Genomic DNA, 14,756 nt, shown 5'->3' with positions numbered 1-14,756 from the left:
ACCGCGCGAATCCTTCCCTCCGGCAGTGGCTCCTTGGATAGCTCCTTGCGGCCTTCTGGCAGATGTCTCCTCTGGAGACCTCCGCCAGAGGGCTGTTTTTTTTGCCCTACCGTTTCGCTCATCGTTCCTCACGCCCCGGCTCGCGAATGCGATAGCTGGCGATGTACAGCGCCGGCAGGAACAGCAGCGTCAACAGGGTCGCCGCGACGATGCCGCCGATCATGGCGTAGGCCATCGGCCCCCAGAACACCTCGCGGGCGATGGGAATCATGCCCAGGCTGGCCGCCGCGGCGGTCAGCAGGATCGGCCGGCGCCGGTGCCGGGTGGCTTCCACCACGGCGTCCCAGGGCGAGCGACCGTCACGCTCGAAGGCGTCGATCTGGGTCACCAGGATCACCGAGTTGCGGATGATGATGCCGATCAGCGCCAGTACCCCAAGGATGGCGACGAAGCCCAGCGGCTGGCCGAAGGGGATCAAGCCCAGCACCACGCCGATCAGCCCGAGGGGCGCCACGCTCGCCACCAGGAACAGCTTGCGGATGCTGTGCAGCTGGATCATCAGGAAGGTGGCCATGAGGAACAGCATCAGCGGCACCACCTCGGCGATCGGGCCCTGGGCCTTGCTGCTCTCCTCCACCGTGCCGCCTACCGCCACCTGATAACGCGGCGGCAGCTTGGCGATGAAGGCATCCACGTCCGGCTGCAGCTGCTTGACCAGATCCGGCGCCTGGATCTCGCTGAGGATCGAGGCCTTGAGGGTGATGGTGGGCAGCCGATCGCGGCGCCATACCAGCGGCTGCTCCAGGGCGTAGTCGATACGGGCGAAGGCCTTGAGCGGCACCGCGACGCCCTGAGGCGTCATGATCTGCAGATTCTCTAGGGTTTCCACCGAGCGCCGCTCGGCCTCACTGGCCCGCGCCACCACGTTGACCAGGTAGATGTCGTCGCGTACCTGGGTCACCGGGGTACCGGTCACCACGCCATTGAGGATCTGCGCCACGTCCTGGGACGAGAAGCCCAGCTGCCGCGCCTTGTCCTGGTTGACCTCGACCTTGAGCATCCGCGCCGGCTCGTTCCAGTCGTAGAGGAAGTCCCCCAGTTGCGGACTCTTGCCCAGCACGCTGGCCAGCGCCAGGGCCTGGCGGCGTACCTCGGCGACGTCGGGGCCACTGATGCGGTACTGGATCGGCCGGCCCACCGGCGGACCCATCTCCAGGGGCTGGACGTAACCGGACAGGCCGACGAAGTCCTGGCGCAGCCGCTGCTTGAGCTTGGGCAGCAGGCGATTGCGCGCCTCCAGGTCCTTGGCCACCAGGATCACCTGGCCGTAGAAGGGATTCTCCAGCTGCTGGTCCAGCGGCAGATAGAAGCGCACCGCGCCCTGGCCGACATAGGAACTCCAGTGGGCCACGTCCGGATCATCGGCCAGGGTCTTCTCGAATCTGTCCATCTGCGCGCGGGTGGCGTCGAGGGAGGCGTTCTGCGGCAGGTTGAAGTCGATCAGCAGCTCGGGTCGATCCGAAGACGGGAAGAACTGGTTCTGCACGAACTTCATCGAGAACAGCGCCGCGGCGAACAGCAGCACCGTGAGGAGGATGGTCAGCCAGCGGTGGCGCATGGCGCCCAGCAGCAGGCCGTCGGACCAGCGTGCCAGGCGGCCGGGCTGGTCGTGGTCCTTCTGCTTCACCTTCTTCGGCAGGATGTGCACGCCGATCACCGGCGAAAAGAACACCGCGACGATCCAGGACAGGAGCAGCGCCACGGCGATCACCGCGAACAGGGTGAAGGTGTACTGGCCGGCGCTGCTGGAATTGAGCCCGATGGGCACGAAGCCGGCTACCGTCACCAGGGTGCCGGTGAGCATGGGAAAGGCGGTCGACTCGTAGGCGAAGGTCGCCGAGCGGTGCAGCGACTCGCCCTCCTCGCGCTTGGTCACCATCATCTCCACGGTGATCATGGCGTCGTCCACCAGCAGACCGAGGGCGATGATCAGGGCGCCCAGGGAGATTCGCTGCATGGTGATGCCGCTGTACTCCATGAAGACGAACACCAACGCCAGGGTCAGGGGGATCGACAGCGCCACCACCAGGCCGGCGCGCACGCCGAGACTGATGAAGCTCACCACCAGTACGATGATGACCGCCTCGAACAGCGCCCGGGTAAAGCCGCCGACGGCCTTTTCCACCACCTGCGCCTGGTTGGAGACCACATGCACGCCGATGCCCACCGGCAGGTCGGCCGTCAGCTCCTGCATCTTCTCGGTAAGCGCCTTGCCAAAGGTCTGGATATTGCCGCCGCTGCTCATGGCGATGGCCAGGCCAATGGCCGGCTGGCCGTTGTAGCGAAACAGCGAACTGGGCGGATCGGCGTAGCCGCTGCGGATGTCGGCCAGGTCGGTGAGGCGATAGAAGCGGTCGTCGATGCGCAGATTGACGGCGGCCAGATCGGCGGTGGAGCGGAATTCGCCACTGGTGCGCACGCTGATGCGCTCGGCGCCGGATTCGATGGTGCCCGAGGGGGTCACCGCATTCTGCTGTTGCAGACTCTGCATCACCTGGCGCTGATCGATGCCCAGGGCCGCCAGCTTGCGGGTGGAGAAGTCCAGGTAGATGACCTCGTTCTCCGCGCCGATCAGCTGCACCTTGCCGATGCCGGGCACGCTGCGAATCTCGCGGCGCACCTGCTCCACCTGGTCGCGCAGCTGGCGCATGCTGAAGCCGTCGCCGGTGAAGGCATAGATGCTGCCGAAGACGTCGCCGAATTCGTCGTTGAAGGCCGGTCCCTGGATGCCCTGGGGGAATTCGCCCTGGATGTCCGAGACCTTCTTGCGCACCTGGTACCAGATGTCGGGAATCGCCTTGGCCGGCGTGGTGTCGCGCAGATAGACGAACACCGTGGACTGCCCCGGCCGGGTGAAGCTCTTGGTGTAGTCGAGGGAATCCAGCTCTTCGAGCTTTTTTTCCACCCGCTCGGTGACCTGGCGCAGGGTCTCCTCGGTGGTCGCCCCCGGCCAGCGGGTCTGGATGACCATGGTCTTGATGGCAAAGGACGGATCTTCCTCGCGCCCCAGCTTCATGTAGGAGAAGACGCCCATCAGCAGGGCGACGAACATCAGGTACCAGACAAAGGATTGGTGGCGCAGCGCCCAGTCCGACAGGTTGAAGCCTTTCATGGCCGAGCGCCCTCCTGATCCTTCACCCGCTGTCCCTCCTCGAGACTGTTCACCCCTGCCGTCACCACCCGCTCACCTACCTTCAGGCCCTTGCCGATCCACGCCAGACCAGCGGCCTCGCGCAGCACCTCGACCGGACGCTGGCGTACCTGCGCCTGCTCGCCCTGGCCTTCCACCACCCACACCGAGGCCCGGCCATCCTGACGCCGCAGCGCCTGGGTCGGCAGCGGCAGGCCCGCGGCCGGTGGCGACTCCAGCTCGCCCTGCACCAGGCTGCCGATGCGCAGCGCGGCCGGCGGCTCGTCCAGGGTCAGGCGTACCCGCCGGGTGCGGGTGGTGGCATCGGCCTGGGGCTCGATCTCGCGCACCCGGCCCTGCACCGCCACCTCGGGATCCAGGGCCATGCGCACGGTCAGGACACGTCCCGGGGTCAGCTGGCCGATGGCCTGGGCCGGCAGATCCAGGACCGCCTCGCGAACATCCGGCCGGGCGACCCGCACCACCGGCTGACCGGCGGAGACCACCTGGCCGACCTCGGCCTGCCAGGCGGTGATCACCCCGTCGAAATCACTCTGGAGTTCGGCATAGTTGCGCTGGTCGCGGGCCTGGCGCTCGGCACTCTGGGCCTGCTCGCGGGAGGCTTCCAGGGTGTGCAGCCGGGTCAGCGCCTGGTCCAGCTGGGAGCGCGAGCCGACCCCCTGGTCGAACAGCTGCTGCTGGCGCCGCGCATCGTTGCGCGCATCACGCCACTGGGCTTCGGCATCGGCGGTCTGGCCCTGGCGACTGCGCAGGGCGTTGTCCTGATCGGTGGGATCCAGCGCCGCCAGCAACTGGCCACGCCGCACCGGCTGACCCACGTCCAGCAGCCGGCGGGTCATGCGGCCGCCGACGCGAAAGCCCAGCACGCTCTCGTAGCGCGCCTGGATGCTGCCGGCGAAGACCTCGCGCCCGGGCGGCGGGGCACTGAGGGTCAGGGTCGCCACCGGCCGGATCGGCGGCGGCGGGGCCTCGTCGTCGGAACAGCCGGCCAGGACCAGCAGCAGGCAGAGCGGCAGCAGCGGCTTCATGGCCGCACCTCGTTGAAGGCGGAGCGCTCGGCAAGCTCGACCTTCTGCCCGGGACTGAGCGCCTGGCCACCGGCGACCACGATGCGGTCACCGGCCTTGAGCCCGTCGCTGACGATGATGCTGTCACGGGTATAGCGCTCGATGCGCAGCGGCTGCAGGCTGACCCGGCCATCGTCATTGAGGCGCCAGGCGGCGGGTTGATCGGTGGTGCCATTCAGCGCCGTCCAGGGCAGGGCGAAGCCCTGCTCGGCCACGCCCTCCAACTGGGCGTTGACCACCGCGCCCAGGGTCATGGCCGCTGGCGGTCGATCGAGTTGCACCTTGATGCGCACCGTGCCGCTGCTGGCCACCGTCGGCGCGATCTCGCGCAGGGTGCCCTGGGTCGTGATCGCCGGTTGCGCCTGCAGGACGACGGGCAGGGTCTGACCGACCTTGAGTTCGCGGGCCAGGGATTCGTAGAGATCGAAGACGGCGTCGAGCTCGCCACTCACTGCCAGATCGAAGATCGCCGCCCCGGCCTGGACGACCTGCCCGGCTTCGGCATGGCGGGCGGTCAGTACTCCGGCGGCACTGGCGCGCAGCTCGGTATAGCCGAGCTGCTTGCGCGCATCGTCGCGCTGGGCCATGGCGGTCTGCAGGGCGCTGCGCGCACCGTCGAGGGTGGCCTGGGCCTGGTCGTACTGGCTGCGACTGGTGTAGCCCTTGGGCAGCAGCGCGGCCTGGCGCTCGAAATCGACGCGGGCCAGGCGCGTGCGGGCTTCCTGGGCCTCTACCTGGGCCTGGGCGGCGGCCAGGTTGTTGCGCAGATCCTGGGGGTCCAGCCGGGCCAGCACCTGGCCCTCGCGCACGCGATCACCGACGTCCGCCAGCCGCTCGCTGATCTTGCCACTCACCCGAAAACCGAGCGGCGCCTGGACGCGTGCCTGGATGTCTCCGGTAAAGGGGATGCGCTGGCTGTCCCGTATCGGACTCAGCTGCGCCACCACCACCCGTGCCCGTTCCTCGGTGGGAGGTTGCTCCTGGGAGCAGCCCGGTAACAGCGTTACCAGGGTCAGAGCAGCTGTTACCTGGCAGAGGCGAGCAAGGCGGAGAGCCCTCATGATTGTCCTTGTTGGTGGAAGAGGCGCGATCTGCGAACTGACCACGCGCGTCGCAGGGGGTTCGTCTGACGAATTGTCAGGTGCTTGAGGCCACTTGGGAAGCGCTACACCGACGGTCAGGTGCAAACGCCCGCTACCGGAGCGGCCACTCGCCCACAAATGTTCACAAATGCCCTGGAACCCGGCATTCCGGGCGGCAGTCAACTGATATGTGCGCTGTGGACCTGTCCGTCTGCAGCTGATGCCCGACGCCCTTGCGGTGCGGGCCCTATCAGATTCACAGGTTCATTTCGACGAGGCCGAACTCATGAAAAAGCTGCTGATCACCTCTACCGCTGCTGTGATGCTGTCGATGGCCACGGGTGTCTTCGCGGCCGATGCTTCCAAGAGCGCCACGGCCGTCAATGGCGCCGCCACCACCGAGGTGCCGGGCAAGACTACCGTCAAAGGGGGTGCCGACGGCGCTGCCGAGGTGCCCTTCAAGAGCGACAAGCCCAACAAGGTCGACGCCCGCAACCAGAACAACATGCAGTAACCGCCCACCCCGGCGGTAACGAAAAGCCCCGGCATGCCGGGGCTTTTTGCTGTCTGCCGTACAGACGGCGGACAAAACAAACCCCGCCGGAGCGGGGTCTGTGGAAACTGTGCAGCGGCCGGGCTTAGCGCCAGAACGGCTTGTGCATTTCCTGGTAGCGCTGGGCCTCGGTGATACCGGCGTCAGCCAGCATACGGGTATCCAGACGGGCCAGTTCATTACGGCTGGCGATGCGACGCTGCCAGGTGGACAGGGTGGAGATAACGCGCAGGGCAGCGGGAACACGGGTGCTGGGCTTGGCGTTGTACAGCGAGGAACTGAAGGTGCGTTCCATGGTGGCTTTCCTTCCCGCTTGTGACGGGTACTGGTCATCGAATGGCGCCATTGTCTCGCCGGACGAGTGCTACCACCAGTAACAGTACAGGGAAAGGTTCGCGGATCACCTCGCACACAATTGCAACTGTACTGCTGCAATTTGGGTCATTCTGTAACGTATTGCACCATTGCAGTGCAAAATTTGGTTACCAGAGGGAACATCGCGGAAATCAGAGCTGTACAGTTGGCCGCTAGCCAACAAAACAGGAGTGCTGTTCTACCTGTTACCGCACCCGCTGTCCAGCCTGGAAAGGCCTCAGTGCTCCAGAAAGGAGCGCTCCCGACGCGTGGTGACGTCGGAAGCCTCTCGCGATCAACGTGCGGCGGCAGCCAGGCTCGGCGTGGCGGGCTGGCGACGGCCGACCCAGGTGCCGATGGCCACGACCACCAGTGCCAGCAGACCGGTCGCCAGGATCTCGAAGCGATGGGCTTCGCTGAACAGCATCACGGTCAGGGCGCCGACGATGAAGACGATCACCGCCCAGGTCAGCCATGGGAACAGCCACATGCGGAATTCCAGCTGCTCGCCGCGGGCCATCAGCTTGCGTCTCAGGCGCAGCTGGGTCACGGCAATGACCAGGTAAACCAGCAGGGCGACGGCACCGGAGGTGGACAGCAGGAAGCTGAACACCGCCTCGGGCATGGTGTAGTTGGCAATGGTGGTGAGGAAGCCCACGGCGGTACTGGCCAGCACCGCAGCTCGCGGTACACCGCTGCTGGAGGCCCGACCCAGCTTGGCCGGGGCATCGCCACGGCGAGCCAGCGAATAGAGCATGCGCGACGCGGTATAGAGCGCCGAGTTCAGGCAGCTGGCCACGGCGACCAGCACCACGCAGTCGACGATCAGCTTGGCGTTGGGGATCGACAGGATCTCCAGGGCACGCTGATAGGAACCCACCAGCGGCAGCTGGGCATCGTTCCAGGGCACCATGGACACCACCAGGAAGATGGAGACCAGATAGAACAGCGCGATCCGCCAGATCACCGAGTTGGTGGCCCTGCTGATCTGCCGCGACGGGTCTTTGGACTCGGCGGCGGCGATGGTGACGATCTCGGTCCCCATGAAGCTGAACATGGTGGTCAGCAGGGCACCCAGCACCGCGCCGAAGCCATTGGGCATGAAGCCGCCGGTATGGGCCATCAGGTTGCTCAGGCCACTGACCTCGCGACCCGGCAGGGCCCCGACCAGGGCCGCCGCGCCCAGGGCGATGAAGGCGACGATGGCGATGACCTTGAGCAGGGCGAACCAGAATTCGAACTCGCCGTACTTGGCGACGCTGAACAGGTTGGTCACGGTCAGGATGCCGGTGATGATCAGGGCGAACTGCCAGGTGGCGATCGCCGGGAACCAGGCACTGAGGATGGCCGCGGCGGCCACCGCCTCCAGCGGAATCACCAGCACCCAGAACCACCAGTACAGCCAGCCGATGGTGAAGCCGGCCCAGCGACCGATGCCCTGCTGCGCATAAGAGGAAAAGGAACCGGTATCGGGCGAGGCGACGGCCATTTCACCCAGCATGCGCATGACCAGCACCACCAGGGTACCGGCCAGGGCATAGGCCAGCAGTACGGCCGGGCCGGCCGCGGCGATGGCATGACCGGAGCCGACGAACAGGCCGGCACCGATCACCCCGGCGATGGACAACATGGTCACATGGCGCGGTTTGAGCGCCGGAGAGAGGCTGCATTCTACGTTGGACATAAGGTGTTACCTGACAACGGAAAGCCTCCCAAGTGCAACTTGCGCGCCATCCCTGCTGAAATCGGCACAAATCGAACTCAAAGAGTGCAATGCCTCGCGGAAAGCGGCGAAAAAGCGGCGCTCCAGCGAGCTATCGCGCTAACCATCTGATGTGCAAAGTGATTTCTTTTAAGTGCACAAGACCGTTTGGCTTGCTTCGTTAGGTATCACCTTGTGCAACTTGCACCCTTATGGTGCTTGCAAAGGTGGAACCTTAGGTAACTCAGACAGGATCTGAGCGCCAGCAACCTGCTCCCCATGGTCGGAAATGCCCCCCACGGCGGCGAGATCGCCATGCCTGGAGCGTCGCGACCGGTTCTCGCCGCACCAAGCTCACCCGAGGCCGCGCCCAGGCGCTTTTCCCTTCGCAACGGGAGCGCGGGAACTTGCCGGGCCGCTTGGCCTCTGCACAGCTGCGACAAAATGTAACCGCGGCCGGTAGATGTTGGTAATATTCCAACATATTAGCTAGCTAACCATAAGCCCCTAGTTTTCATGTCGGGCACCTGATGAGACCCCTGACCATGTCCGCAGACGATTCCGTCCCGGCCCGCCGCGACTTCCTGCGCAAGTCCCTGAGCCTGATTCCCGTGGTCGCCCTGGCGGGCGGTGCCCCCTCGGGCCTGGCTCTCGCCGCGCCCACTCCGGAAAGCAAGCCGGGCAGCAGTCCGCGCGCCGACCACTATCAACCGGTGTTCTTCAACGCCGAGGAATGGGCCTTCGTGCAGGCCGCGGTGGCCCGGCTGATTCCGGCGGACGAACTCGGTCCGGGCGCGCTGGAAGCCGGCGCGCCGGAATTCATCGACCGACAGATGCAGACCGCCTATGCCCGCGGCGGCCTCTGGTACATGCAGGGTCCCTTCGCCGTCGATGCCGCACCGGAGATGGGCTACCAGAGTCGCCTGGTACCCCGGGACCTCTATCGCCTGGGCATCGCCGCGGTGGATCGCTGGACCCGTCAGCAGCACGGCAAGGTCTTCGCCGAGCTGGCACCCGCCGACCAGGACGCGGCCCTCAAGGCCCTGGAAAGCGGTGACGCCGCGCTCGAGGGCGTGCCGGCCAAGCTGTTCTTCGCCCAGTTGCTGCAGAACACCAAGGAAGGCTTCTATTGCGATCCGCTGCATGGCGGCAACAAGCAGCTGGTCGGCTGGAAGCTCGTGAATTTCCCCGGCGCCCGCGCCGACTTCATGGACTGGGTGGAGCGCGACGAGCGCTATCCGCTGCCGCCGGTCTCCATTCGCGGGGAGCGCGGTTGATGGCCAAGGTATTGCCCAGCAAGCAGGTAGTGATCGTCGGCTTCGGCTGGACCGGCGCCATCATGGCCAAGGAACTGACCGAGGCCGGTCTGGACGTGGTAGCCCTGGAACGCGGCAGCTACCGCGACACCTATCCCGACGGCTCCTACCCCCAGGTGATCGACGAACTCACCTACAGCATCCGCAAGAAGCTGTTCGTCGATGTCTCCAAGGAAACCGTCACCATCCGCCACAGCGTCAATGATGTCGCCCTGCCCAACCGCCAGCTCGGTGTCTTCCTGCCCGGCGATGGCGTGGGCGGCGCCGGCCTGCACTGGTCGGGGGTGCACTTCCGCGTCGATCCGGTGGAACTGCGCCTGCGCAGTCACTATGAAGAGCGCTACGGCAAGAAATTCATCCCCGACGGCATGACCATCCAGGACTTCGGCGTCAGCTACGGCGAGCTGGAGCCCTACTTCGACTTCGCCGAAAAGGTCTTTGGCACCTCGGGCACCGCCTGGAGCATCAAGGGCCAGGTCGTAGGCGACGGCAAGGGCGGTAACCCCTATGCCGCGGATCGCTCCAGCGACTTCCCGCTGCCGGCGCAAAAGAACACCGTCTCGGCGCAACTGTTCGAGAAGGCCGCGCGGGACGTGGGTTATCACCCCTACAACCTGCCCTCGGCCAACACCTCGGGGCCCTACACCAACCCCTATGGGTGTCAGATGGGCCCCTGCAACTTCTGCGGCTACTGCAGCGGCTACGTCTGCTACATGTATTCCAAGGCCTCGCCGAATCTCAACATCCTGCCGGCGCTCAAGCAGGAGCCGCGCTTCGAGTTGCGCAGCCAGGCCCATGTGCTGCGGGTGAACCTGGACAGCACCGGCAAGAAGGCCACCGGGGTGACCTACCTGGACGCCCAGGGCCAGGAGCTGGAACAGCCGGCCGACATCGTCATCCTCGCCGCCTTCCAGTTCAACAACGTGCGCCTCATGCTGCTGTCGGGCATTGGCCAGCCCTATGATCCCAGGACCGGCGAGGGCGTGGTCGGGCGCAATTTCGCCTACCAGAACATGGCCACCATCAAGGCCTTCTTCCGCCAGGACCAGCACCACACCAATCCCTTCATCGGCGCCGGCGGCAATGGCGTGGCGGTGGACGACTTCAACGCCGACAACTTCGACCACGGCCCCCACGGCTTCGTCGGCGGCTCGCCGATGTGGGTCAACCAGGCCGGCACCCGGCCCATCGCCGGGGCGGCCAATCCGCCCGGCACGCCGCAGTGGGGCAGTGCCTGGAAAAAGGCCCAGGCCGGCTACTACAACCATCAGCTGTCGATGGACGCCCACGGTGCGCACCAGTCCTATCGCGACAACTACCTGGACCTGGACCCCACCTACCGTGACGCCTATGGCCAGCCGCTGCTGCGCATGACCTTCGACTGGAAGGACAACGACATCCGCATGACCCGCTTCATGGCGGCCAAGATGAAGAAGATCGCCGAGGCCATGAGCCCCGAGCACATCAGCGTCTCGGTCAAGGAGTTCGGCGGGCACTTCAACACCGCCAGCTACCAGACCACCCACCTCAACGGCGGCGCCATCATGGGTACCGATCCCAAGACCAGCGCGGTCAATCGCTACCTGCAGAGCTGGGACGTGCACAACGTCTTCGTGCCGGGCGCCTCGGCCTTTCCCCAGGGTCTGGGCTACAACCCCACCGGCCTGGTGGCGGCCCTGACCTACTGGGCGGCGCGCGCCATCCGCGAGCAATACCTGAAGAACCCCGGCCCCCTGGTGCAGGCATGAGAGGCGCGCCCATGATCCTCCGTACCCTCGCGACCCTGCTGCTGGGCGCCGGTCTGGCCATGACGGCCCAGGCCGCCGAAGATCCTGACCCGGCGCTGGTCAAGAAAGGCGAATACCTGGCCCGGGCCGGCGACTGCGTGGCCTGCCACACGGCGCCGGGCGGCCAGCCCTTCGCCGGCGGCCTGCCCATGCAGACGCCCATCGGCAATCTCTACTCGACCAACATCACCCCGGATCGGCAGACCGGCATCGGCGCCTACAGCTATGCCGAATTCGACGCCGCCATCCGCCAGGGCATCGCCAAGGAGGGTCATACCCTCTATCCGGCCATGCCCTACCCCTCCTATGCCCGGGTCAGCGAGGGCGACATGCGCGCCCTCTATGCCTACTTCATGCACGGCGTGACGCCGGTCGAGCAGGCCAATCGCGACAGCGACATCCCCTGGCCGCTGTCCATGCGCTGGCCCCTGGCGATCTGGCGCCAGCTGTTCGCGCCCGAGGTGGTGCAATTCCAGCCCGCGCCGGACCAGGATCCGGTGGTGGCGCGTGGTGCCTATCTGGTGGAAGGCCTCGGCCACTGTGGCGCCTGCCACACGCCACGCGCTTTCACCATGCAGGAAAAGGCCCTCTCCCCTGCCGATGGCAAGGACTTCCTGGCCGGCAGCGCACCCCTGGAAGGCTGGATCGCCAAGAATCTGCGTGGCGATCATCGCGATGGCCTGGGCAACTGGAGCGAAGACCAGCTGGTGCAGTTCCTCAAGACCGGGCGCTCCGCCGACAGTGCCGTGTTCGGCGGCATGACCGAGGTGGTGCAGCACAGCCTGCAGTACCTGAGCGACGCCGACCTGCAGGCCATCGCCCGGTACCTCAAGACCTTGCCGGCCAGGGATCCGCACGATGTGCCCTTCCAGGCCGACGGGCGTGCCGCCGCGGCGCTCTGGCGAGGCGATGACAGTGCCCGGGGCGCCCAGGTCTATGTGGACAACTGCGCCGCCTGCCACCGCACCGATGGCCAGGGTTATGACCGGGTATTCCCGGCGCTGGCCGGCAATCCGGTGCTGCGTACGGCCGATGCTAGTTCGCTGATCAACATCGTGCTCAAGGGCGGCACCCTGCCCGGCCTGCACACCGCGCCGTCGATGATCGTCATGCCGCCCTTCGGCTGGCGCCTGAACGATGCCCAGGTGGCCGACGTGGTCAGCTTCATCCGCGCCAGCTGGGGCAACGACGCCGCCCCGGTCAAGGCAGCTGAGGTCGCCAAGTGGCGCACCGACGATACGCGCACCACCTCCGGGGACGATCTCGGCCAGGCCTTCGGTCATGGTCAGCCAGAGCCGCGCGAAGCGGGTAAATAGCGTTCGCTTCAGCGCCGCAGCCAGGCCGGATCCACGGCGGCGAACACCTCCAGCAGCCACTCGACCCAGGCGCGTACCCGCGGCGAGGTCTGGCTGGCCAGGGGGTAGACCGCCGCCAGCGGCAAGTCCGGCGGTGGCTGGTCGGGCAGGACTTCGCACAGCCGGCCGGCCGCCAGATCCGCCGCCACGTGATAGCGCGGCGCCTGGATCAGGCCCAGCCCGGCCAGGGCGGCGCCGACATAGACGTCGATGCCGCTGAGGGTCAGGCGTCCGGGCTGATCCAGACAGTGCAGCTCACCCTCGTGCCGGAATTCGAAGGGCAGCCGACGACCGCTGCGCTGGGAGCGGTAGTGCACCAGCTGGTGCTGGGCGAGATCCGCGAGGTTGTCCGGCCAGCCCTGGTGCGCAAGATAGTCCGGACTGGCACAGGTCACTTGCACCAGCTCGCCCAGCGCCTGGGCGGCCAGACCCTCGTCGAGCAGGGGTCCGCTGCGCAGCACGCAGTCGATGCCCTCGCCGATCACGTCCACCGGTCGATCGTCGGCGCTGACGACCAGCTCCAGTTCGGGATAGCGGCGACAGAAGTCTGGCAGCGCCGGTATCACCAGCGCCCGCCCCAGGGCACCGGGCAGATCGACGCGCAGCCGACCGCGTGGCTGACGCCGCCGCTGGCTGAAGGCGCCTTCGATGTCATCCAGCTCGGCCAGCCAACCGACGCAGCGCTCGTAGTAGGCGGCGCCGTCCAGGGTCGGACTGACCCGCCGGGTGGTGCGATGCAGCAGCGTCACGCCCAGATGGGCTTCCAGCTGCTGCACCAGCAGGGTCGCCATTGCGGGTGACAGGCCGAGATCGGCGGCCGCCCGGCTGAAGGAGCGGCGCTCGACGATCCGCACGAAGCCGCGCATGGCTGCCAGTCGGTCCAAGACTCTTCAATCCCATCGAATACTGCCTGTCTTGATAGCAGCTTTGTTCACGTCCTCTCAATAGCGAGACTGGCCTGGTCTTTCACGAACGGAGCGTACGTCATGCTGCAACGACAACTGGGCCGCAATGGCCCGCAGGTATCCGCCATGGGACTGGGCTGCATGGGCATGAGCGAGTTCTATGGCGCCACCGACGAGAGCGAGGCCCTGGCCACCCTGGACCTGGCCCTGGAACGCGGCGTGACCCTGCTGGATACCGCCGATGCCTATGGTCCTCATCACAACGAGGAGTTGCTGGGCCGAGCCCTGCGCGGACGCCGTGAGCAGGTATTCCTGGCCAGCAAGTTCGGCCTGGTGCGCAGCGAAGATCCTGATACCCGTGGGGTGAATGGCCGGCCCGACTACGTGCGTCAGGCGGTGGAGGGCAGTCTGCGCCGGCTGGGCATCGAGCATCTCGATCTCTACTACCAGCACCGGGTCGATCCCGAGGTGCCAATCGAAGACACGGTTGGCGCCATGGCCGAGCTGGTGCAGGCCGGCAAGGTGCGCTACCTGGGGCTGAGCGAGGCCTCCAGCGCGACCCTGATCCGCGCCCAGCGGGTCCATCCCATCGCGGCCCTGCAGAGCGAGTTTTCGCTCTGGTCACGCGATCCCCAGGAACGCGGCGTGCTCGCCACCTGCCGCGAACTGGGAGTCGCCCTGGTGGCCTACAGCCCGCTCGGCCGCGGTTTTCTCACCGGCGCCCTGAAATCACCGGAGGATTTCGCCGCGGATGACTATCGCCGCCTGAGTCCGCGCTTCCAGGGCGAGAATTTCCAGCGCAATCTGGCGCTGGTGGAGCGGGTACGCGCCCTGGCCGGCGCCAAGGGCGTCACGCCCGGCCAACTGGCCCTGGCCTGGGTGCTGGCCCAGGGCGAGGACATCATCCCTATCCCCGGTACGCGCCGGCGGCATTATCTGCAGGAGAATCTTGCCGCGCTCGACGTGCAGTTGAGCGCAGCGCAGGGCGCCGAATTGGCTCGGCTGTTTACCCCGGAACAGGTGGCCGGTACGCGCTACCCCGCCGCCTGGATGCAGCTCGTCGAGCGCTAGTGACCATCAAGCCCGTCGCCGACCGACGGGCTTGCACGGTTGGCATCGATCCTGCTAGCTTGATCGGGTTAGTACCAAGCTGACCCCAATCGCTGGACGCCTTTCCGCTCGATGTAGCAGCGCGAAACAAGCGTCATCCAGATCAAACCGATCCCTCGATTGCTCAGGATCTGCCGCCCTGGCCTCTGAATCTCGTGCCAGGCCGGTTGCCTGCCTTCCCAAGTACTTACCTGCATGCCTGGGCATCTTGCCCACACGCTGCCTTCCTCCAGCCAGAGATTCAGCCGTCGGCCGTTATGGGTACGAGGTTGCTGGAGTTATTTCACCGCGCCGACTGAGCGTGGGTCCCAAGG

Annotated in this window: 11 protein-coding genes; 5 read left to right on the top strand and 6 right to left on the bottom strand. The window is 66.4% G+C overall.

Translation table 11 applies throughout. From position 1 onward, the window contains the following. Positions 1 to 118: 118 nt before the first annotated feature. The 3 genes from AABM56_RS01090 to AABM56_RS01080 are packed head-to-tail and all read right to left on the bottom strand — an operon-like array spanning position 119 to position 5,339. Positions 119 to 3,172 (bottom strand): efflux RND transporter permease subunit, encoded by a 3,054-nt coding sequence (locus tag AABM56_RS01090; RefSeq protein WP_133860397.1) that lies wholly within the window; start codon positions 3,170 to 3,172, stop codon positions 119 to 121. Continuing rightward, a complete protein-coding gene (locus AABM56_RS01085; protein WP_133860396.1) occupies positions 3,169 to 4,239 on the bottom strand; it encodes an efflux RND transporter periplasmic adaptor subunit in 1,071 nt (356 codons plus the stop codon). Before AABM56_RS01085 ends, AABM56_RS01090 begins: the two co-directional genes overlap by 4 nt. Continuing rightward, on the bottom strand, positions 4,236 to 5,339 hold the full coding sequence (locus AABM56_RS01080) for an efflux RND transporter periplasmic adaptor subunit (protein WP_133860395.1): 1,104 nt from the start codon (positions 5,337 to 5,339) through the stop codon (positions 4,236 to 4,238). Before AABM56_RS01080 ends, AABM56_RS01085 begins: the two co-directional genes overlap by 4 nt. Positions 5,340 to 5,646: 307 nt before the next feature. Here AABM56_RS01080 and AABM56_RS01075 point away from each other — a divergent pair, with 307 nt between their 5' ends. Continuing rightward, positions 5,647 to 5,874: a hypothetical protein gene (locus AABM56_RS01075; protein ID WP_133860394.1), complete on the top strand. Its 228-nt coding sequence runs from the start codon at positions 5,647 to 5,649 to the stop codon at positions 5,872 to 5,874. 124 nt (positions 5,875 to 5,998) lie between these two features. On the opposite strand, the gene AABM56_RS01070 is transcribed toward AABM56_RS01075, so the two are convergent. Further along, positions 5,999 to 6,208: a DUF1127 domain-containing protein gene (locus tag AABM56_RS01070; RefSeq protein WP_133860393.1), complete on the bottom strand. Its 210-nt coding sequence runs from the start codon at positions 6,206 to 6,208 to the stop codon at positions 5,999 to 6,001. A gap of 354 nt (positions 6,209 to 6,562) precedes the next feature. Further along, entirely contained in the window at positions 6,563 to 7,951 is a 1,389-nt protein-coding gene (gene gabP, locus AABM56_RS01065; protein ID WP_133860392.1) for a GABA permease, read from the bottom strand. Positions 7,952 to 8,514: 563 nt separating this feature from the next. Between gabP and AABM56_RS01060 the strand changes: the two genes are divergently transcribed. The 3 genes from AABM56_RS01060 to AABM56_RS01050 are packed head-to-tail and all read left to right on the top strand — an operon-like array spanning position 8,515 to position 12,388. Continuing rightward, a complete protein-coding gene (locus AABM56_RS01060; protein WP_263259084.1) occupies positions 8,515 to 9,246 on the top strand; it encodes a gluconate 2-dehydrogenase subunit 3 family protein in 732 nt (243 codons plus the stop codon). Beyond that, positions 9,246 to 11,033 carry a GMC family oxidoreductase gene (locus tag AABM56_RS01055; RefSeq protein WP_133860390.1) on the top strand — a complete coding sequence of 596 codons (1,788 nt, stop codon included), beginning with the start codon at positions 9,246 to 9,248 and terminating at the stop codon, positions 11,031 to 11,033. Before AABM56_RS01060 ends, AABM56_RS01055 begins: the two co-directional genes overlap by 1 nt. Positions 11,034 to 11,044: 11 nt before the next feature. Further along, positions 11,045 to 12,388 (top strand): cytochrome c, encoded by a 1,344-nt coding sequence (locus AABM56_RS01050; protein ID WP_347883796.1) that lies wholly within the window; start codon positions 11,045 to 11,047, stop codon positions 12,386 to 12,388. Between the two features lie 8 nt (positions 12,389 to 12,396). On the opposite strand, the gene AABM56_RS01045 is transcribed toward AABM56_RS01050, so the two are convergent. Continuing rightward, the gene (locus AABM56_RS01045; RefSeq protein ID WP_347883795.1) at positions 12,397 to 13,311 is read right to left on the bottom strand and encodes a LysR family transcriptional regulator; all 915 of its coding nucleotides are present in this window, start codon (positions 13,309 to 13,311) and stop codon (positions 12,397 to 12,399) included. A gap of 102 nt (positions 13,312 to 13,413) precedes the next feature. Here AABM56_RS01045 and AABM56_RS01040 point away from each other — a divergent pair, with 102 nt between their 5' ends. Then, entirely contained in the window at positions 13,414 to 14,403 is a 990-nt protein-coding gene (locus AABM56_RS01040; RefSeq protein ID WP_347883794.1) for an aldo/keto reductase, read from the top strand. The last annotated feature ends 353 nt before the right edge of the window (positions 14,404 to 14,756 follow it).

The sequence above is a fragment of the Pseudomonas aestiva genome (genome assembly GCF_039908605.1).
In the GTDB taxonomy this organism is placed as follows: Bacteria; Pseudomonadota; Gammaproteobacteria; order Pseudomonadales; family Pseudomonadaceae; genus Chryseomonas; species Chryseomonas aestiva.
Note: the sequence above shows the minus strand (reverse complement) of the source record. Positions and strands in the feature narration are given on the sequence as shown.